Origin of the sequence: Saccharopolyspora halophila (assembly GCF_039531955.1) — a bacterium.
GTDB classification, from domain to species: domain Bacteria; phylum Actinomycetota; class Actinomycetes; order Mycobacteriales; family Pseudonocardiaceae; genus Saccharopolyspora; species Saccharopolyspora halophila.
This window is the reverse complement of sequence record NZ_BAAARA010000021.1, coordinates 23,349-42,911: the sequence shown is the minus strand read 5'-3', so window position 1 is coordinate 42,911 and position 19,563 is coordinate 23,349. Positions and strand designations below refer to the sequence as shown.

Here is a 19,563-nt window from a genome sequence, read left to right as displayed (position 1 = left end):
TGGTGGGCGCGGCAGAGTAGAAAGTTGCACGGAAAAACTTGTTGCGGAACCGTGGGCGTCCCGAGCGGCGCGCACTGGAGGAGAGCTCGTGGCTTTGGAAATCGAGGTGGACCCCTCGGAGGTCGGGTTCGACGCCACTCGACTGCAGCGCATCGACCGGCACTTCGAGCAGTACGTCTCGAGCGGCAAGCTGCCCGGCTGGCTGGTGCTGGTCTCCCGGCGGGGCAAGATCGCGCACCTGTCCACGCACGGCATGCGCGACGTCGAGAACGGCGAGCCGGTCGAGCGGGACACGCTGTTCCGGATCTACTCGATGACCAAGCCGATCACCTCGGTCGCGGTGATGATGCTGGCCGAGGAAGGCGCGTTCGAGCTCACCGACCCGGTCAGCGACCTCATCCCGTCGTTCGCCGACCTGCGGGTCTACACCGGCGGCCCGGCCCGCAGTCCGCAGACCCGGCCGGCGACCGAACCGATGCGCATCTGGCACCTGCTCACGCACACCTCGGGCCTGACCTACGCGTTCAACCACCTGCACCCGGTCGATGAGCTCTACCGCAAGGCCGGTTTCGAGAACGGCATGGCGCCCGGCCTGGACCTGGCGGGCTGCTGCGACGAGTGGGCCTCGATGCCGCTGCTGTTCGACCCGGGATCGCGGTGGAACTACTCGGTGGCCACCGATGTGCTGGGCAGGATCGTCGAGATCGCCTCGGGCCAGACCCTCGACCGGTTCTTCCAGACCCGGATCTTCGACCCGCTCGGCATGACCGACACCGGGTTCTCCCTGGACCGCTCCGACGAGCACCGGCTGGCCAAGCTCTACGCGGCCGACCGGCAGGGCAGGGCGCGGCCGCACCCGCACCACGAGCAGGCGCACGAAGCCGCGTTCGAACCGCCGAAGGCGCCCTCCGGCGGTGGTGGTCTGCTGTCCACCGCGCACGACTACCACCGGTTCACCCGGTTCCTGCTCAACCGCGGCGAGCTGGACGGGGTCCGGCTGCTGGGCAGCCGCACGATCGACTACATGACCCGCAACCACCTCCCCGGCGGCGCCGACCTGGAAACCCTGGCGATGGGCTCGTTCTCCGAGGCGGCCAACGCGGGCAAGGGCTTCGGCCTGGGCTTCTCGGTCGTCGACGACCCGACCGCGGCCAAGGTGATCAGTTCGCGGGGCGAGTACGCCTGGGGCGGCCTGGCCAGCACGGCCTTCTGGGTCGACCCGGCCGAGGAGATCACGGTCCAGTTCATGACCCAGCTGATGCCCTCCAGCACCCACCCGATCCGGCCGCAACTGCACCAGCTCGTCTACCAGGCGCTGGTGGACTGAGGAGAGGTCGCGGCTTGCCGTTCGCGCAGCGGTGCGGGCAGCAAGACCTCAGACGTCGCGCGGTGCCGGCGCAATCCCGCACCTGCGACAGCGGTTACCGCCGCACACCGGAATACCCGCTGAATCACCGGTTCCGCTCGAACCGCCCCGGCGCGCGCCGGGGCGGTTCGGCGGCGGGCGCTCAGGTGAGCACGCGCGTCTCGCCCACCGCGAGGTCCCAGAGCGCGGCCGGGTCGCTGCCCGCTTCGCGCCAGGCCTTGCGCACCCGGTTCAGCGGTTCGACGACCGGTTCCCGGGTGAGCGCGAAGGTGCCCCAGTGCATGGTGGCGGCGCGCTCGGCACCGAGATCGCCCACCGCCCGCACGGCCTCCTCCGGGTTCATGTGCATCGGCTTCATGAACCAGCGCGGGTCGTAGGCGCCGATCGGCATCATCGCCACGTCGATGCCCGGGTAGCGCCGCCCGATCTCGGCGAAGTGCGGGCCGTAACCGGTGTCCCCGGCGAAGTAGGCGCGGTGCCGGGCTCCGGTGATCACCCAGCTGCCCCACAGGCTGCGGCAGGTGTCGTGCGGGCCGCGGCGGCTCCAGTGCCGGGCCGGGGTGAAGTCGAAGGTCAGATCGCCGACCGCGACCGACTCCCACCAGTCCAGCTCGCGGACGTCGGTGAACCCGCGCCGCCGGAACCAGCCGCCCAGCCCGGCGGGCACCAGCACGGGGGTGCCGCGCGGCAGCCGCTTCACGGTGGGCGCGTCGAGGTGGTCGTAGTGGTCGTGGCTGATCACCACGGCGTCGATCGGGGGCAGATCGTCGAAGGCCACACCCGGCGGCGTCATCCGCCGCGGCACGCCCGGGATGCCGGTCGACCACACCGGGTCGGTGAGCACGGTCGCCCCCTCCGCGCGCAGCAGGTAGGTGGCGTGCCCGACCCAGGTCAGCGCGGTCGCGGTGGCGGGGATCGGTTCGAGACCGGTCCGCAGCACCGGGATCCGGTCGGCATCGGAGACTCGAGCGCGGAAACCACCGGTCCACATCAGCCGCATCACGTCCCGGAACCCGGGCAGCGGCGAGTGCAGGCGGTCTTTGAAGGAGGGCCGGTTCACCGGCGATCGGTACTCGGTTCGCACGCCACCAGCCTGCCGCGCACGGGCCGCGCCGCGCACGCGATCGAGACGCTCAGAACGCGGGCCAGGGAATCGCGGGCCACTCCCCCGAAGGCTCCGGGAAGACCCCGCCATCGAGCAGCCGGTCGATGCGGGTGCTGATCGCCTGGACTTCCTTGATGGTGAGGTGCTCGTCCAGCGCGGCGCCCAGCTCGCCCTCCATCAGGGCGCGCACCTCACCGAGCTTGTCCAGCACGTCGGCGGGCACCGGCTCGCCGATCCAGCCCCACAGCACCGTGCGCAGCTTGTCGTCGGCGTTCAGGCTCACGCCGTGGTCGATGCCGAGCACCCGGCCGTCCGGGGCGGGCAGCACGTGCCCGCCCTTGCGGTCGGCGTTGTTGATCACGATGTCGAGCACCGCGAGCCGCTTGAGCTGCTCGTGATCGGCGTGCGCGAGCACGACCGGTTCGCCGTCCTCGTCCTGGGCGCGCAGCACCGTCCGCCAGCCTTCGGGGATCTCGTCCGGGTGGCTGATATCGACCAGCTGAGCGTCCTCGCCCTCGTTGATGTCCACCCAGAGCTGCACCATGCCCGGCCCGAACGGACCCTCGCGCAGCAGCGTCGGCGGGATCAGCCCCCAGCCGGTCGCCTCGGAGATCAGGTACGCGGCGATCTCGCGGCCGGCCAGGGTGCCGTCCGGGAAGTCCCACAGCGGGCGTTCCCCGCGCACCGGCTTGTAGACGCACTCGCCGCTGACACCGTCGAGCTCGACCGAGCACAGCAGCGTTGCGTTGGACGCCTCGACCAGCCGACCCTGGACCTCCAGGGCGCCGTTGCGCAGCAACTCGCCGACGTGCCCGTTGTCGAGCTCCCCGGCCACAGCGGCTAGACCTCTTCCGCGCGTCGGTAGCCGTTCTGGCGAGGGCAGATGTGCCCTTCGGGATCGAGCGGTTCGTTGCACAGCGGGCAGGGCTTGCGACCAGCGCTTATCACGCGGTCGGCGCGCTCGGCGAAGGCGCGGGCGTGCAGCGGGCTGAGGAACACCCGGAGCGCGTCCGGGCCGTCCTCGGTGTCGTCGAGCACCACCGACTCGTCGACCTCCTCCTCGGTGACGGCCAGGAGTTCGACGACGACCGCTTCGGTCTCGGCGTCCCAGCCCAGACCCATGGTGCCGACGCGGAACTCCTCGTCGACCGGAACCGCCAGCGGTTCGGTGTCGACGAGGTCGTCGGGGGTCTGGTTGGGCAGATCGGTGTCGAAGCGGCGTTGCACCTCCTCCAGAAGTGCACCGATGCGCTCGGACAGTACCGAGACCTGCTGCTTTTCGAGTGCCACGCTGACCGTGCGGACGTCCTCGGACGCCTGCAGGTAGAAGGTGCGCTCGCCGGGCTCCCCGACCGTTCCGGCTACGAAGCGGTCAGGTTGACGGAAGACGTGGATGACACGAGCCATGACCCCTCCGACATTAGGGCACCGTGCACACGCCACGCGCGGCTGGCCCCCGTTTTGTTCGTCACCATGCACCCGCGCTGTGCTGGGCACCTCCGGTACAACGCCGTGACCGGCGCCGACCATCCTGACCTTGTGGTGATCGCGCCGGAGTTCGCCGTCGGCGAACTCCGGCGCGATCTGGAAGCGCCCGCTACGCTCGCGGCAAGATCAGGGACGCTCCGCACTGATCCACCGAAGAGGAGACGGCCATGAGCATGCGCGAACTGCGCCGCCCGCCCAGGCTGCGCGCAGGCGACACGGTCGCCGTGGTGGCTCCGGCAGGGCCCGTGCCCGCCGAGCTCCTCGAAGCCGGGGTGGCGCGGCTGCGGGAATGGGGTCTGCAGGTGCGCCTGGGCAAGCACGTGCAGGACAAGCACCCGTGGCTGGAGTACCTGGCTGGCACCGACGCCGACCGGGCCGCCGACCTGCGCGACGCCTGGTGCGACCCGGAGGTCGCCGCGGTCTTCTGCGCGCGCGGCGGGTACGGCTGCATGCGGATGCTGGATCGCGTGGACTGGCCCGCGCTCGCGGCCGCCGGCGACAAGGTGCTCATCGGCTCCAGTGACGTCACCGCCCTGCACGAGGCCTTCGGGTCCCGGCTGGGCCTGGCCACGATCTTCGGGCCGATGGTGGCCACCAAGGCGTTCGCGCACGACGACCGGGCGGCCGAGCACCTCCGCAAGACGCTGTTCGAACCGGAGTCGGTGACGATCCTGACCCGTTCCGGCACCGAGCCGCTGGTGGGCGGACGCGGCCGCGGCATCACCTGCGGCGGCAACCTGAGCCTGCTGGCCGGTTCGCTGGGTTCCGCCTCGGCCGCCGCGCCGCCCGAGCGAAGCATCGTGCTGCTCGAGGACATCACCGAGAAGCCCTACCTGCTGGACCGCTTCGTGACGCAGCTGCTGCGCGCGGGATTCTTCGACGGAGCCGCGGGCATCGCCCTGGGGTCCTGGACCGACTGCGGACCGCTCGAACAGGTGCGCACCGTGATGTCGGACCTGCTCGGCGGGTTGGGCGTGCCGATCCTGTGGGAACTGGGGTTCGGCCATTGCGAAGCCCAGCGCAGCGTGCCGCTCGGCGTGGCGGCCGAGCTCGACGCCGACGCCCACCGGCTGTCGATCCTGCAGCCCGCGCTGCGCTAGCGTCGAGACATGCGCGTGCGGCCCGTCTCCCCGGAAGCGCTCGTGTCCGAGGTGGTCGAACGCATCGACGCGCTGCAGGGACGCTGGGCCAGGGTGGGCATCGACGGTGCGCCGGCCGCGGGCACCGGCGACCTCGCGGATCGGCTGGTGGACCCGCTGCGCGAGCGCGGCCGCGAGGCCGTGCGGGTGAGCATGTCGGACTACCTGCGCGCGGCCTCGGTGCGGCTGGAGTACGGCCACCGCGATCCGGACTCCTACTACCTGTCCTGGTTCGACACGCAGGGCCTGTCCCGGGAGGTCCTCGGGCCGCTCGCGGAGAGCGGGACCGGCCGGGTCCTGCCCGCCCTGTGGGACCCGGAGGCCGACCGCTCCCCTCGCCTGCACCGCGTCGAGCTGCCGGAGCGCGGCGTGGCCATCGTGGACGGACCGCTGCTGCAGGGCGCGGGGCTCGACTTCGACCTCGTCGTGCACCTGTGGCTCCCGGACGCGGCCCTGCACCGCAAGACGCCGGACGAGCAGCACTGGGCCCTCCCCGCCTTCAAGCGCTACGAGGAAGAGGTCAACCCCCTCGCCCTGGCCGACCTGGTCGTCCGCACGGACCACCAGGACCGCCCAGCCATCATCGAAAGCCTCACCTGATCCGGGGGCTTGTGACAGTTTTGCCTAAAACTGTCCGGACAAATCGGGCACCGGAGCTGACAGTTTTAGGCAAAACTGTCAGTCCGGCGTGCGGGTGGTGGCCGGGACGGCGGCGAGGAGGGTCTTGGTGTAGGTGTGGGCCGGGTCTTGCAGGACCTGGTCGACCGTGCCCTCCTCGACGATCTCGCCCTGGTACATCACCGCTACCCGGTCGGCGATGTTCCAGGCCAGCCCCAGGTCGTGGGTGATCACCAGGGTGGCCAGGCCGCGTTCCACGCGCAGGCGCAGCAGCAGGGCGAGGATCTCACCACGGACCGTGGCGTCGAGCGAGGCGACGGGTTCGTCGGCGATCAGGACCTCCGGTTCCAGCACCAGCGCACCCGCGATGACCACCCGTTGGCGCTGGCCGCCGGAGAGCTCCTGCGGAAGACGCCCGAAGTAGTCCTCGGCGGGACGGAGTTCGGCCGCTTCCAGGGCCGCCGCGACGCGGCCGGGTTCGTCGTCGGTGATGCCGTGAACGCGCAGCCCTTCGGCGACGGCCTCGTAGACCGTGTGCCGCGGGTTGAGCGCCCCGGTCGGGTCCTGCAGCACCAGCTGCACCTTCCGCCGGTAGTCCCGCAGCCCGGAAGCGCCGGACGGCAGCGGCGTTCCGCCGAACAGCACCGAACCGCCCGTCGGCCGCTGCAGTCCGAGCAGGGCGCGCGCGAGCGTGGTCTTGCCGGACCCGGACTGACCGACCAGCGCGACGATCTCGTCGTCGCGCACCGCCAGGTCCACGCCCCGGACCGCGCGCACGGCGCCACCCGCCCTGCTGCGGAACTCCACCGACACCCCGGACGCGGCCAGCAGCGGATCACCGCCCGAAACGCCGTCGGTGAGCCGGAAGCGCGGATCGCCCACGGTCGGGAACGCCGCGGCCAGCGCCCGGCTGTGCTCGTGCCGCGGGTCCGCCATGACCTGCTCGGTCGGGCCGTGCTCCACGAGCTCGCCCCGGTACATCACGGCCAGCCGGGAACAGCTGGCCGACAGCGCCGACAGGTCGTGGCTGATCATCATCAGCGCGATGCCGTGCTCGGCGACCAGGCGCTTGAGCAGCTCGAGGACCTGCGCCTGCACCACGACGTCCAGCGCGGTGGTGGGCTCGTCGGCGATGATCAGGCGGGGGTCGCAGGCCAGCGCCATGGCGATCATGACGCGCTGCTTCTGCCCGCCGGAGAGCTCGTGCGGGTAGGCGCCCGCGCGGTCGGCGGGCAGCTCGACCTGCTCGAGGAGTTCGCCGACCCGCCGGTCGACGTCCTCGGAGGTGCCGTGCAGCTTCATCGGCTCGGCGATCTGCTGCCCGATGGTGCGCACCGGGTTCAGCGCGTGCATCGCGCCCTGGAAGACCACCGATGCGGAGGCCCAGCGCACCGCGCGCAACCGCCCGAACCGCATCCCGCGCACGTCCTCGCCGTCGAGCAGCACCTCGCCGTCGATGTGCGCCGAGCGCGGCAGCAACCGCAGCACCGACATCGCCAGCGTCGTCTTCCCGCAGCCGGATTCCCCCGCCAGGCCGAGGGTTTCGCCCTCGTCGAGGCTCAGGTTCACACCGGCGGCCGCGGGTTCGTCGGCGCCTCGGTAGGTCACCGACACGTCGCGCAGTTGCAGAACCGGACTCACCTTCGCCCCCGCAACCTCGGGTTGAACACGGTCTCCAGCGCCCGCCCGCACAGCGTGAACCCGAGCACCACCAGCACGATCCCGATACCGGGCGGCAGCAGGTACCACCAGGCACCGCTGGTGACCGCTCCGGTGTCCATCGCCGACTTGAGCATCGCGCCCCAGGAGACCCGCGAGGGGTCGCCCAGCCCGAGGAACGACAGCGTGGACTCGGCGATGATCGAACTGGCCACCGCCAGCGTCGTGTTCGCCAGCACCAGCGGCAGCACGGCGGGCAGCACGTGCTTGCCGATCACGTGTCCGTGCCCGGCACCGAGCGCGCGGGCCCGCTCGATGTAGGCGCGCGCCTCGATGGTGAGCGTCTGCGCGCGCACGACCCGGGCGGTGTGCGGCCAGGCGGTGACGCCGATGGCCAGCACGATGGTCCACAACCCGCGCGTGAGCACCGTCGACAGCGCGATGGCAAGCACCAGCGCGGGCAGCACCAGGAAGAAGTCGGTGATGCGCAGCAGGATTCGCGAGGTCCAGCCGCCGAAGTGCGCGGCGCACACCCCGACCAGCGTGCCGATGAGCACCGACAACACGGCCGCCGACAAGCCCACCACCAGCGAGACCCGCGCGCCCCACCAGGTCAGCAGCAGCACCGAGCGGCCCGACTCGTCGGTTCCCAGCGGGTAGGACAGACCGGGAGGTTGCAGCGGCTCACCGGCTACCCGGGTGACGTCGAGCCCGCTCGCGTCGGTGAGCACCGGCGCCAGCAGCGCGAGCAGCACCGCGGCCACCAGGATCAGCAACCCGGCGAGCCCGGCGCGATCGGCGCGGAAGACCGCCCACGCCTCGCCGAACCGAGCGCGGCGACGCGCGCGGACGATCTTCGCCGCGCCGCTCATGACTCCCGCACTCGCGGATCGAGGACCCGGTAGAGCAGGTCGGCCAGCACGTTCATCACCACCACGCTTCCCGCGAGCACGAGGAAAACGCCCTGCAGCAGCGGCAGATCCGGCACCCGCAGGGCTTCGAAGGTCAGCAGCCCGATACCGGGCCAGGAGTACACCGTCTCCACCGTGATCGCGCCGGCCACGACCAGGCCGAGCCGCAGGAAGATCAGCGTCACGGCGGGCAGCAGCGCGTTGGGCACGGCGTGCCTGCCGCGCACCAGGTCCTCGCGCAATCCCTTGGCGCGGGCGGTGGTCAGGTAGTCCTCGCCCATCTCCTCGAGCAGCGAGGAGCGCATCACCATCAGGTACTCGGCGTAGATCACCGCGACCATGGTCAGCGTGGGCAGCACCATGTGGTGGGCCACGTCGAGCACGTGCGGCAGCACGCCCGGCGCCACGTCCGGGGAGGAAATGCCGCCGACCGGGAACAACCCGGGAATCGGGCCGAATCCCACGCCGAGCGCCATCAGCAGGATCAGCCCGAGCCAGAACGTGGGCACCGACCACAGCGTCAGAGCCGCCGAGGTCGCGGTCTTGTCGAAGGCTCCGCCGTGCTTCCAGGCGGCCCGCGAACCCATCCACAGCCCGAGTCCGATGGCCAGCACCGTGGCGGTACCGGCCAGCAGCAGCGTGGGGCCGATGCGCTCGAGGATCAGCTCGGAGACCGGGCGGCTGTAGGTGTAGGACGTGCCGAGGTCGCCGTGCCCCAGCGCGGCGAGGTAGTCCAGGAACTGCTTCCACAGCGGCTGATCGAGCCCGAACCGCTCGCGCAGCGCGGCGATCTGGTCGTCGGTCATCGGAGCGCCGCGGGTCATGGTGCGCACCGGATCGCCGGGCATCACCCGGAACAGGAAGAAGCCCAGCACGGTGACCAGGAACAGGCTCACCAGCCCGCCACCGATCTTGCCGCCGACGTAGCGCAGCAGCCGCCCGCGCTCCCGGCTCGCCGGCTCCGGTTCGTCCACCGCGGTCATGAGGTCGGCCACCGGATCACTCCCGATCGTCGGCGGTGGCCCGGCGCCGCACCAGCACCAGCACGATCACGACGCCGAGGAGCACGATCAGCCCGCCTGCCACCCACGCGATGGCGGCGTAGTCGGGCCCGCGGTCGCCGTTGATGGCCTTCTGGGTGGGCTCGGCGCCGTAGTAACCCCAGAATCCCTGCTGCCCGGTGATCACACCGTTGTTCGCGGGCTGGGTGGTGAAACCGCTGTAGCGGTCGGAGCGGTAGGCCTCCAGGGAGTTCTGGTAGTACAGGATCAGGCCGGTGGCCTGCTCGTAGAACCGGGACTGCGCCTGCTTGACCAGGTCGATGCGCTTGGCCGGGTCGAACTCGGCCAGCTGCGAGGCGTAGAGCTCGTCGTAGCGCCGGTCGCACAGGAACGAGTCCGGGGTTCCGCCGCCGTCCGGGCCGGGCCGCGAGGAGCAGGTCTGCAACCGCAGGACGTAGTCCGGGTCCGGGTTGGCCGACCAGCCGCTGATGACCATGTCGAAGTCACCGGTCTCGGTGCGGTCGTTGACCTGGTTGTCCGAGACCGGTTGCAGGTTCACCCGAATGCCGATGTCGGCGAGCCAGCGCTTGACGAACTGCCCGACCTGGTTGTCCATCGACTCGTCGCCGTGCAGCACGAAGTCGAAGTTCAGCGGCTCGCCCTGCGGGGTGCGCCGGATGCCGTCCTGCCCGCGCTGGTAACCCGCCTCGTCGAGCATCCGGTTGGCCTGCGCCGGGTCGAACCGGCGCGGGTCCGGCGGGGTCCAGTGGTAGTCGTCGAAGATCGGCGGCAGGTAACCGCCGCCCAGTTGCCCGTAGCCGCCGAGAACCCGGTCCACCAGGGCCTCGCGGTCGATGGCGTGGTCGATCGCGCGGCGCACCTGCACGTCTTGCAGCGCGGGGTGCCCGGTGCCGATCGGCTGGTTCTCGCTGTTGGCCGCCCCCGGGTTGAGGATGAGCTCGAAGAAGCGGCGCCCCTGCCCCTTGACCTGCTCGATGTTCTCCTCGCCCGCGAGCGCGTCGAACTGGGCGGGGGTGAGCTTCTGCACGACGTCGATATCGCCCTTGCGCAGCGCCTGCACCGCGGCGTCGCTGTTCTTGAACTGGATGAACTGCAACCGGTCGATCTCCGGCGCGCCCCGCCAGTAGTCCTGGTTGGCGGTGAGCGTGACGTCCTGCTCGGGCCGGTGGCCGGTGATGGTGAAGGGCCCGCCACCGACCACCGGCATCCGGTCGTTGGCGAAGTTCGCCACGTCGTCCACTTCGGACCACACGTGCTCCGGAACGATCGGCGCGTCGATGGCCAGCATCGTCGCCTGCGGCGTCCTGGTGCGGATGACCAGCGTGGAGTCGTCCGGCGCGGTGACGGTCTCGAAGTTCTCCACGAAGTTGCCGTTGGCGGTGGCAGCGGCCGGGTCCCGCATCATCCGGTTGAACGTGTAGGCGGCGTCGTGCGCGGTCACCGGCTGCCCGTCCGACCACTGCACGTCCGGCCGGATGTGGAAGGTCCAGGTGCGCTTGTCCGGGGAGGACTCCCAGCTCTCGGCCAGCTCGGGGGTGACCGAGAAGTCCTCCGGGCTGTAGGTGGTCAGCGTCGGGTAGACCGCGCGGAAGATGTCCGTGGCGGCCAGCGAGTAGCCCAGAAACGGATTCAGCGAGTCGATCTGCTGCTGCAACCCGACCCGCAGCGTGGCGCCCTGCTGCCCACCGGGATCGGAATCCGATTGCGCGATGGCGGGCAGCGGGGCGGCCGATCCGACGAGCAGCGCGACCAGGAGCACGACAAGACGTCCACGCACCTTCGAGGCCCCTCTCAGTCAAGTGAGCGAGAAGAAGGAACCACTTTCAGACACTGTTCGTCAATGCTTAACTACGCGTTGTCGCCCAGACTTACTAGATTTCGGTTCGGAGTTCGCGTGGCGGCGCCGGGATCAGCACCTCGGACGCAACCGGGCTCCGGGACCGCGACTCGAGCGGCGACGGCGCGACGAAGCGGGGCGAGCACCGCTCAGCAGCGCTCGCCCCGACCATCGACTCACCGGATCGCCGTCACGTCGGCGTCGGCAGCGAACGGCTGATGATCTCCTTCATGATCTCCGTGGTGCCCGCGTAGATCTGCTGCACGCGCATATCGGTGAAGGCCCGGGCGACCGGGTACTCCTCCATGTAGCCGTAGCCGCCGTGCAGTTGCAGGCACTGGTCGACGACCTTCATCGCGCGCTCGGAGCACCAGTACTTGGCCATGGCGGCGGTCTGCACGTCGAGCTCGCCGTTGATGTGCAGCTCGATGCACTCATCGATGAACGATCGGTTCACCCGCGCCTCGGTGGCTACCTCGGCGAGTTCGAACTTGGTGTTCTGGAACTTGAAGATGGGCCTGCCGAAGGCGTTTCGGGAGTGGACGTACTGCAGCGTCTCGTCCATGGCGAACTCCATCGCCGCGACGCAGGCGAGCGCGACGATCAGCCGCTCCTGCGGAAGCTGCATCATCAGCTGCAGGAAGCCGTCGCCCTCCTTCTCGCCGAGCAGGTTGCCCGCGGGAATCCGGGCGTCGTCGAAGAAGAGCTCGCAGGTGTCCTGGCCCTTCATCCCGATCTTGTCCAGCACCCGGCCGCGCTTGAAGCCCGGGGTGTCGGTGGGCACGATCACCAGCGAGATGCCGGAGGCGCTCTCCTCCGGGTCGGTCTTGGCGGCCACCAGCACGACATCGGCCTGCGCACCGTTGGTGATGAAGGTCTTGGCTCCGTTGACGACGTACTCGTCGCCCTCGCGGATCGCCTTGGTGGCGATGCTCTGCAGGTCCGAACCGGTACCGGGTTCGGTCATCGCGATGGCGCCGACGGACTCGCCGCTGGCCAGCTTCGGCAGCCACTCCCGCTTCTGCTCCTCGGTGCCGTAGGCGAGGATGTAGTGGGCCACGATCCCGCTGTGCAGCGAGGCTCCCCAGGAGCTGTCACCGATCCGGGCCTGCTCCTCGATCAGCACCGCCTCGTGCGCGAAGGTGCCGCCACCGCCCCCGTACTCCTCGGGAATCGACAGGCACAGCAGACCGACCTCGCCCGCCTTGGTCCACAGCTCGCGGTCGACCTCCTTGTTGGCGATGAACCGCTCGATGTTCGGCTTGATCTCCTTCTCGGCGAAGGTGCGCGCGAGACCTCGGAGGTCGTCGAGTTCCTCGTTCATCCAGGGAGAACGGCGAGAGGGCACGGCTGGTCCTTCCATTACGGAACGGCGGAGTACTGGATACAGGTTGTAGCACGCACGCGGATCTGGGTACAAGGTGTATCACCGTGTACGGTCCCCTCCGTGGTGAACGTGGCGAGGTGGGTCGATTCCACCGTTCGACGTCGATCGGCGAAGGAATCGCAGGACAACGATTCGCGGCGGACCCAGATCGTGGTGGCCGCGATCGAGGCGATCGACGCGGTCGGGCCGCAGGTGGGGATGGCGCAGATCGCCGACCGGGCGGGGATTCCGCGCCCCAACGTCTACCGGCACTTCGCGGGCAAGGAGCAGCTCGACGCCGAGGTCACCAGCCTCGCCGCGACCGAGCTGATCCGGCGCGTGCGGCCGCACCTCTCCCGCGCCGGGACCCCGTTCGAGGTCGTCCGCGGGATCGTGGCCGCCAGCATCGCCTGGGCTTCCGAGCACCCGAACCTCTACCGGTTCATCGCCGCGCAGCAGCAGACCAAGGCGCTGCACCGCGCGCGGATGGGCAGGACGCGGTTCCTCAACGAGATCGTCGAGGCGATGCGCGCCTACCTGGACGCCGCCGAGCTGCCCGCCGCCCCGCCGGACGGCGTGCTCGCGGGTTTGATGGGCATGGTCGATGCCAGCATCGTCTGGTGGCTCGACCACCGCGACGAGACGGAGGACGAGCTGGCCGATCGGGTCGCCCGCCAGGTCGCAGTGGTGCTCATCGAGGTGCTCGCGCAACTGGGCGTCGACATCCCGGACGGCCAAGTCTTCCGCCACTAGGAGATGTTTCGGTTGGCCGCTTGCTCGGCGGTGCGGGTGGCGGAACCCGTCGTCGGGATCCGCGCCGCGCGCACGCGCGGCGCCTCGGCCCTCGCCGGGCGACGTCCGCGAACCCGCGGCGGTGCGAGCGGAGCCCCACGCCCCATGCGGCTGCCGCCGCACACCGACGCGCCTCGTTGGGACCGCGACGTCCGAACCCGCGGGCGGGTTCGCGGGCCGGGAGTCAGATGTCGCCCCAGCGAGCGGGCTGCCAGGTGACCGAGCCGGGGCGCTCCCCGAACTTGGCGAACTCGTCCAGCGCGGCGCGCAGTTCCCGGAACGGCAGCACCGCGTTGCGCGGGAACTTCAGCGTGCTCCCCGCGTCGAACGGGAGCGCGGGAGCGTCCGGGGCCGGTTCCGGGTTGTGCGTGTGCCAGGACGTCATCTCGCCGTCGTCGTGCTCCTCGGTGAAGTTGAGGACGCCGACCTCGTTCTCCGCGTCGGTGACGATCCGGACCTGCTCGTAGGGCCCGGGCACGTCCGGATCGGCGTGCGGGCGATCCCAGACGTAGAGGTGGCAGGCACCCGGCTTGCCGGGCCGCAGCACCTTCTCGACCAGTTCGGCCTTGTCCTCCTCGCTGGTCGCGTACAACCGCTCCCCACCGACGACCGCGGTGGTGACGGTGACCCCCAGTTCGGTGTTGCGGGCACCCGTCGCCTCGGCCTGCAGCCCTTCCAGGCACAGCCGCGCCTCGTTGAGGGCCTTCATCGCCGCGCCCTGCTGGAAGACCAGGTCGCCCCAGTACGGATGACCGAGCACCTTGTTCAGATCGTCGTATATCGCGCGGGTGTCCTCGATCAGCTTGTCGATGTTGTCGACGCCGACTTCTGCCAGTCGCGCGAAGATCACCGCCGGTGGCTCCAGCGACGCGTGCGGGTCGGGCTCGTCCTGCGCTGGATTCGACATGCCTTCCCTGCATCCACTTCGATCGTGGGCGCCCCAGGACGCCCCACCCAGATCTAGTTCCGCAGGAAGGCTACCGCGCGTCATACGCCCGCCCCGCAGCGCATCCGACATTGGTCGGAGGCCCGTCCGCACAGCGCAGCGCCCGATCGCCCAGCACCACCAGGACCGAAAACCCCCACCCCGAGCAGAAAGGATCACGGACGACCCGCGCAAAACCACCCGGTAGCACCACACCCCAACCGGAGCTCCGAACCCCGAACACCCACAGTCGACCTAATACCCCGGGGAAACCAAACCGACCCAAGCCGAACTCAGCCGGAGCAAGCCCCGGGTCCCCCGATCCGGCGCAAGCGGCGAAGCCGCGAGCCGAAACCCCACCCCGGCAACCGGCACCGCCGGAGGTTCTGACACGTCGTCCGACGAGGACAGCCGCGACGTGCCGCTACTCAAGGAGCGGATCCCGCAGCCGGGCGGCGTGTCAGGTTCTCCTACCCGCACCGCCACGCAACCCGGCGCAACGGACGTCGAAGGTTCAACCCGCTGAGTCTCGTAGCACTTCCAGGCCTGCGTCGCCCCTGCTCCGCGCCAGCGTCAACAACGCGCGAGACACCGCTTCGTCGTCGTCGAAACCCAGTTCGCCGACCAGTTCCTCGGGCAGGCTCAGGGTCGCCATGGCCACGCCGAGCATTCCCGCGTCGAGCAGCCCCGCACCGCGCATGCTGAGCCTGCGGCCGACCGCGGCGTGCAGCCGCACGGCGGTATCCACGTTGCCGCGGCTGATCTCGCCCAGCATCTTGCGCACCTCGGGGTTGCGCACGCCTTCCAGGTGCAGTTCGAACAGCGCGAGGAACTGGGTCCGGGCGCTGCCGGACATCCGCCGCAGCATGGCGGCGTACAGCGCGGTGACGTCGTCGGGCTCCAGGTCGTCGGGGATCTGCTCGCACAGCGCTTCGAGCGCGGCGGTGTGCCGCTCGGCGAGGTAGTGCGCGATCGCCTCGAACAGCGCGCCGCGATTGGGGTAGTAGTTCTTCGTGGTGCCCTCCGGCACGCCCGCCGCGCGATCGATCGCGCGGTGGGTCAGCCCACGTCCGCCCTCGCGCGCCAGCACATCGATGGCGGCGTCGGCGAGCAGCTCCCTGCGGTTCCCTCGCTGCGTCATGCATTCCCTCGATCTCGGTCCGCGTGATCGACAGACTATCGCCACCACCACACCGGTGGTGCGATCGACCCGCGAGGGAATCGATGGCACAACTCACCTCGCGCCGCGTCCCGAGGCGCGGCGGACGAGTGCGATACGGGGAATCAATCCCCAGTGATATTGCCGCTCAGCTTTCGCCGGATTCACCGGCGAGCTCGGCGAGCCTGCGCAGCTGCGCGGCCCGCTCGGCGGCGAGCTGCTGTTCGGGCTCGACCACTTCATCGGCCGTGGACAGCAGCGACAGCGTCTCGCGCACGGCGCCCTCCGGCGGTGCGCACACGGCCTCGGCCAGCTCGTCCACCGTGCTCTCCAGCAACTCCGGCGGAACGACCCGGTTGAGCAGGCCCATCTGCAGCGCTTCGTCGGCCCAGATCTCCCGGCCGGTCAGGCAGATGTCCACCGCGCGCGAATATCCCACGGTGCGCACCAGCGGGAGCGTGCCGCCGAGATCAGGCACGAGTCCGAGCCCGGTCTCGGCCATCCGCAGCCGCGCGTCGGTCGCGGCCACGCGCAGATCGCACGCCAGCGCGAGCTGGAAACCGGCCCCGATCGCGTGCCCGTGCACGGCCGCGATGGTGACCCGGTCGGGCTCGCGCAGCCAGCTGAAGCCCTGCTGGAACCCGGCGATGTCGGCATCGGCCTGTTCGGTGGGACGCCGGGCCAGATCTGCCAGGCCCGGCGCCCCATCCACCTCGGCTAACCCGAACAACCGCCGGTCCAATCCGGCCGAGAACGCTCGACCGGCTCCGCGCAGCACGACGACCCGGATCTCCGCTCCCAGGGACCGGCCGATTTCCCGCAACGCCTGCCAGGTGTGCGGTGTCTGCGCGTTGAGTTGGCCCGGGCGGTTCAACGTGACCGTGGCACGCCGCCCGTGGATCGTGAGCCCCACGCCGCCACGATCCAGCAGGTCGGCGTCCACTATCGACTCCGCCAAGCGGACCTCCATGTTAAGCGGCCGATGGCCACCGGGTTACTTCTTCTTCGACCGGGTCGCTCCCCCGCGGCCCCGCAATTGCACGCCGGACTCGCTCAGAACCCGGTGCACGAAGCCATAGGACCGACCAGTCGCTTCCGCGAGCGCGCGGATGCTGGCCCCCTTCTCATATTTCTTTCGCAAATCGCTGGCAAGCTTGTCGCGCGCACTTCCTGTGATGCGCGCGCCTTTCTTCAGCTCAGCCACGGTGTCCCCGCCTTCCCTCCGAGCAGGTCGGGCCTCGCGACCCCTGTCAGCGCAATGATCGAACAGGAAAGGCCCGAACGCCAGACGATCATCGAAAAAAGATCGGCCGAAGGTCGAGGTAGGCACCCGGCGATCACCGGAAGACGCTGAGCCATCCGCAGTAACCAACACGCCCGTCGGTCGCCGTGTTGGTCCGATCGGAGCAGGGCGAGTTAAATTCCAGCGGTGAAATACAAGCGGGGCGCGGTTGCGCGAGCGGCGAATTCACTGGCTCGAAACGCGCCGTCCGATGGAACGGACGGGAAAACCGCGCAGCGGAGCGGTCCCCGGCCGACGGCGAGTCGGGCCGGGTCCGCGAATCGCGACCGCTGCGCGGGAAATGAACCGGGAACAGCGGCTCAGGCCAGCTGGACGAGCTCCAGGTAGTCCTCGGACCAGTGGTCCTCGGTGCCGTCCGGCAGCAAGATGACGCGCTCCGGCTCGAGCGCTTCGACGGCGCCCGGGTCGTGGGTGACCAGCACGACGGCGCCCGCGAAGGTGCGCAGCGCGTCGAGCACCTGCTCGCGGCTGGCCGGGTCGAGGTTGTTCGTCGGCTCGTCCAGGAGCAGCACGTTGGCCTGGCTGGAGACCAGACCGGCCAGCGCCAGCCGGGTCTTCTCGCCACCGGAAAGCGTTCCGGCGGGTTGCTGGAGCTGCTCGCCCTGGAACACGAAGGTGCCCAGCAGCGTGCGCAGATCCTGCTCCGGTGTGTCCGGAGCGGCGGCGCGCACGTTCTCCCAGACCGTGGCATCGTGGTCGAGGGTCTCGTGCTCCTGCGCGAAGTAGCCGACGCGCAGCCCGTACCCGGGTACGACCTCACCCGCGTCGGGGGTCTCCTGACCGCCGAGCAGCCGCAGCAGCGTGGTCTTGCCCGCACCGTTGAGCCCCAGCACGACGACCTTGGAACCGCGGTCGATGGCCAGGTCGACCCCGGTGAAGATCTCCAGCGAGCCGTAGGACTTGCTCAGCCCGTCCGCGGTCAGCGGGGTCTTCCCGCAGGCCGCGGGCTCCGGGAAGCGGATCTTGGCGACCTTGTCCTGGGCCTGCTCGCCCTCGGACTCCGCGAGGAGCTTCTCGGCGCGCTTGGCCATGTTCTGCGCCGCAACGGCCTTGGTCGCCTTGGCGCGCATCTTGTCGGCCTGCGCCATCAGGGTGGAGGCCTTCTTCTCGGCGTTGGCGCGTTCGCGGCGGCGGCGCTTCTCGTCGGCGGCGCGCGCGTCCTGGTAGCGCGTCCAGTCCATGTTGTAGACATCGGCCTCGCCGCGAACGGCGTCCAGGAACCACACCTTGTTGACCACCGCGGCGAGCAGGTCGATGTCGTGGCTGATGACCACCAGGCCGCCGTCGTGGTTCTTCAGGAACTCGCGCAGCCACGCGATCGAGTCGGCGTCGAGGTGGTTGGTGGGCTCGTCGAGCAGCAGCGTGCTCGCCGAACGGCCACCGGGACCCGCTTCGGACGCGGCGAACAGGATGCGAGCCAGCTCGACGCGGCGGCGCTGACCGCCGGACAGCGTGCGCAGCGGCTGGTTGAGGATCCGCTCCGGCAGGCCGAGGTTGCCGCAGATGCGCCCGGCTTCGCTCTCGGCCGCGTACCCGCCGCGGGCGGCGAAGCGCTCCTCGAGGCGGCCGTAGCGGGCGATGGCCTTGTCCCGCGCCTTCTCGTCGACGAGCTCGGCCATCTCGGTCTGCGCCTTCTCCATGTCGCGCAGCATCTGGTCTAGACCGCGGGCCGAGAGCACCCGGTCCTTGGCCGCGATCGTCAGGTCGCCCTCGCGGGGGTCCTGCGGGAGGTAACCGATCTCACCGCTGCGAGCCAGCTCACCGCCGTGCGGTTCGCCCTCGCCGGCGAGCACTCGCAGCGTGGTGGTCTTGCCCGCGCCGTTGCGGCCGACCAGGCCGACGCGATCGCCGGGCTGGACGCGCAAGTTGGCGTCTTCGAGCAGGATTCGGGAGCCGGCGCGCAGCTCGAGGCCGGTGGCAGAGATCAAAGGAATGCTCCGGTGGTCGGGTGGTCAGGCAGGGCAAGAACGCACCCACCGGTCGCGGACCGAGTGGGCGCAGGAATGGCGCGCTAGTGAGCGCGCGGGGTGGCGCGCGGGAGCCGCGGCATCGATCGCTTGCTGACCACGCTCCGAGTCTACCGGCCGTTGTCGAGCGCTTTCGCGGTCCCGGGGTCGTAGATCGCGATCTCCACCGCGATCGCGCGCTGCGCGGCGTCGTCGAGGACGGTGCGGCGCGGCTCGGGCACGTCGAGGACGCGCGGTTCGGCACGGGCCAGGAAGTCGGTCAGGCGGGCGTCCTCGTGCAGAGCTCGCAGCGCCTTCTTGTCGCCGCCCAGGACCACGGCGTCGAGCTCGGCGGCCTCCGGCAGCAGCGTCTTGGCCACGGCGTCGGCGGCCGAGGCCAGCGACCGCTGCGACTGCCCTTCGCGGCGTCGCGCGAAGCGCTGCTGCGACCAACCACCCGCCTTGTTGCGGCCGTGCACGAGGTGGCGGTCGGTGTTGGAGCGCTCGACCTCGCCGCCCCGGGCGATGCCGACGCTGTGCGCGCCCAGCCGCACCAGCACCAGGCCGATGCGGCGCGGGGTCTGCAGGTGCTCGACCAGCGAGGTCACGGCCAGCCCCTGCTGGCGCCCGTGCGGCGGCGGGAGCTCACCGAAGGGCACGTCGACCTCGACGACCGCCCCGTCGGCGGCCACCACCCGCACGTTCCGCGGATTCAGCTCGGTTTCCTCGACCCCGCCGTGCGAGCTGGCGAAGCGCTCGAACCAGCCCGGCACCCGCCGCGGCTCGACCTCGACGGCACGACCTCCGCCGGGCAACTCCCGCGCCTTCGCCACGAAGACCTCCCCTCCAGGGCACGTGACAGTTTTGCCTAAAACTGTCACCACCCAGCGCCCGAAACAAGCGGACAGTTTTAGGCAAAACTGTCAG

Annotated in this window: 18 protein-coding genes; 4 read left to right on the top strand and 14 right to left on the bottom strand. The window is 70.3% G+C overall.

Annotated features, from left to right (window positions below; translation table 11 throughout):
* Positions 1-88: 88 nt before the first annotated feature.
* Positions 89-1,327 (top strand): serine hydrolase domain-containing protein, encoded by a 1,239-nt coding sequence (locus tag ABD289_RS21170; protein WP_344135740.1) that lies wholly within the window; start codon positions 89-91, stop codon positions 1,325-1,327.
* A gap of 181 nt (positions 1,328-1,508) precedes the next feature.
* Here ABD289_RS21170 and ABD289_RS21165 read toward each other — a convergent pair whose 3' ends face one another.
* Genes ABD289_RS21165 through ABD289_RS21155 form a run of 3 tightly spaced genes read right to left on the bottom strand, consistent with a single transcriptional unit; the run spans position 1,509 to position 3,878 of the window.
* On the bottom strand, positions 1,509-2,450 hold the full coding sequence (locus ABD289_RS21165; protein ID WP_344135737.1) for an MBL fold metallo-hydrolase: 942 nt from the start codon (positions 2,448-2,450) through the stop codon (positions 1,509-1,511).
* Between the two features lie 49 nt (positions 2,451-2,499).
* The gene (locus ABD289_RS21160; protein WP_344135734.1) at positions 2,500-3,306 is read right to left on the bottom strand and encodes an SCO1664 family protein; all 807 of its coding nucleotides are present in this window, start codon (positions 3,304-3,306) and stop codon (positions 2,500-2,502) included.
* Positions 3,307-3,311: 5 nt separating this feature from the next.
* Positions 3,312-3,878, bottom strand: coding sequence for a DUF3090 domain-containing protein (locus ABD289_RS21155; protein ID WP_344135731.1), 567 nt, complete (start codon positions 3,876-3,878; stop codon positions 3,312-3,314).
* Positions 3,879-4,126: 248 nt separating this feature from the next.
* On the opposite strand from ABD289_RS21155, the gene ABD289_RS21150 reads away from it, so the two are divergent.
* Positions 4,127-5,059, top strand: coding sequence for a S66 peptidase family protein (locus ABD289_RS21150; RefSeq protein ID WP_344135728.1), 933 nt, complete (start codon positions 4,127-4,129; stop codon positions 5,057-5,059).
* Between the two features lie 9 nt (positions 5,060-5,068).
* A complete protein-coding gene (locus tag ABD289_RS21145) occupies positions 5,069-5,698 on the top strand; it encodes a nucleoside/nucleotide kinase family protein (RefSeq protein ID WP_344135725.1) in 630 nt (209 codons plus the stop codon).
* A 78-nt stretch (positions 5,699-5,776) separates the two neighbouring features.
* Here the strand turns inward: ABD289_RS21145 and nikE are convergent, their stop codons facing one another.
* From nikE to ABD289_RS21120, 5 genes are all read right to left on the bottom strand, one after another.
* A complete protein-coding gene (nikE, locus tag ABD289_RS21140) occupies positions 5,777-7,357 on the bottom strand; it encodes a nickel ABC transporter ATP-binding protein NikE (protein WP_344135722.1) in 1,581 nt (526 codons plus the stop codon).
* On the bottom strand, positions 7,354-8,247 hold the full coding sequence (locus ABD289_RS21135) for an ABC transporter permease (protein WP_344135719.1): 894 nt from the start codon (positions 8,245-8,247) through the stop codon (positions 7,354-7,356). Before ABD289_RS21135 ends, nikE begins: the two co-directional genes overlap by 4 nt.
* Entirely contained in the window at positions 8,244-9,269 is a 1,026-nt protein-coding gene (locus ABD289_RS21130; RefSeq protein ID WP_344136726.1) for an ABC transporter permease, read from the bottom strand. The genes ABD289_RS21135 and ABD289_RS21130 overlap by 4 nt, the downstream gene beginning before the upstream one ends.
* A gap of 16 nt (positions 9,270-9,285) precedes the next feature.
* Positions 9,286-11,085, bottom strand: a complete 1,800-nt coding sequence (locus ABD289_RS21125; RefSeq protein ID WP_344135716.1) for an ABC transporter substrate-binding protein — start codon at positions 11,083-11,085, stop codon at positions 9,286-9,288.
* Positions 11,086-11,335: 250 nt separating this feature from the next.
* Complete coding sequence (locus tag ABD289_RS21120; protein ID WP_344135713.1) at positions 11,336-12,469, bottom strand: acyl-CoA dehydrogenase family protein; 1,134 nt, start codon at positions 12,467-12,469, stop codon at positions 11,336-11,338.
* A 123-nt stretch (positions 12,470-12,592) separates the two neighbouring features.
* Between ABD289_RS21120 and ABD289_RS21115 the strand changes: the two genes are divergently transcribed.
* The gene (locus tag ABD289_RS21115) at positions 12,593-13,264 is read left to right on the top strand and encodes a TetR/AcrR family transcriptional regulator (protein WP_344135710.1); all 672 of its coding nucleotides are present in this window, start codon (positions 12,593-12,595) and stop codon (positions 13,262-13,264) included.
* A gap of 223 nt (positions 13,265-13,487) precedes the next feature.
* On the opposite strand, the gene ABD289_RS21110 is transcribed toward ABD289_RS21115, so the two are convergent.
* The 6 genes from ABD289_RS21110 to ABD289_RS21085 form a co-directional block, all read right to left on the bottom strand.
* On the bottom strand, positions 13,488-14,210 hold the full coding sequence (locus tag ABD289_RS21110; protein WP_344135707.1) for an Imm1 family immunity protein: 723 nt from the start codon (positions 14,208-14,210) through the stop codon (positions 13,488-13,490).
* Positions 14,211-14,742: 532 nt separating this feature from the next.
* On the bottom strand, positions 14,743-15,369 hold the full coding sequence (locus ABD289_RS21105; protein WP_344135704.1) for a TetR/AcrR family transcriptional regulator: 627 nt from the start codon (positions 15,367-15,369) through the stop codon (positions 14,743-14,745).
* Between the two features lie 166 nt (positions 15,370-15,535).
* Complete coding sequence (locus ABD289_RS21100) at positions 15,536-16,345, bottom strand: enoyl-CoA hydratase/isomerase family protein (protein WP_344135701.1); 810 nt, start codon at positions 16,343-16,345, stop codon at positions 15,536-15,538.
* A 36-nt stretch (positions 16,346-16,381) separates the two neighbouring features.
* Positions 16,382-16,591 (bottom strand): helix-turn-helix domain-containing protein, encoded by a 210-nt coding sequence (locus ABD289_RS21095; RefSeq protein WP_010310662.1) that lies wholly within the window; start codon positions 16,589-16,591, stop codon positions 16,382-16,384.
* Positions 16,592-16,989: 398 nt separating this feature from the next.
* Positions 16,990-18,618, bottom strand: coding sequence for an ABC-F family ATP-binding cassette domain-containing protein (locus ABD289_RS21090; RefSeq protein ID WP_344135687.1), 1,629 nt, complete (start codon positions 18,616-18,618; stop codon positions 16,990-16,992).
* A gap of 149 nt (positions 18,619-18,767) precedes the next feature.
* Positions 18,768-19,469 (bottom strand): acVLRF1 family peptidyl-tRNA hydrolase, encoded by a 702-nt coding sequence (locus tag ABD289_RS21085; RefSeq protein ID WP_344135684.1) that lies wholly within the window; start codon positions 19,467-19,469, stop codon positions 18,768-18,770.
* Positions 19,470-19,563 lie beyond the last annotated feature (94 nt).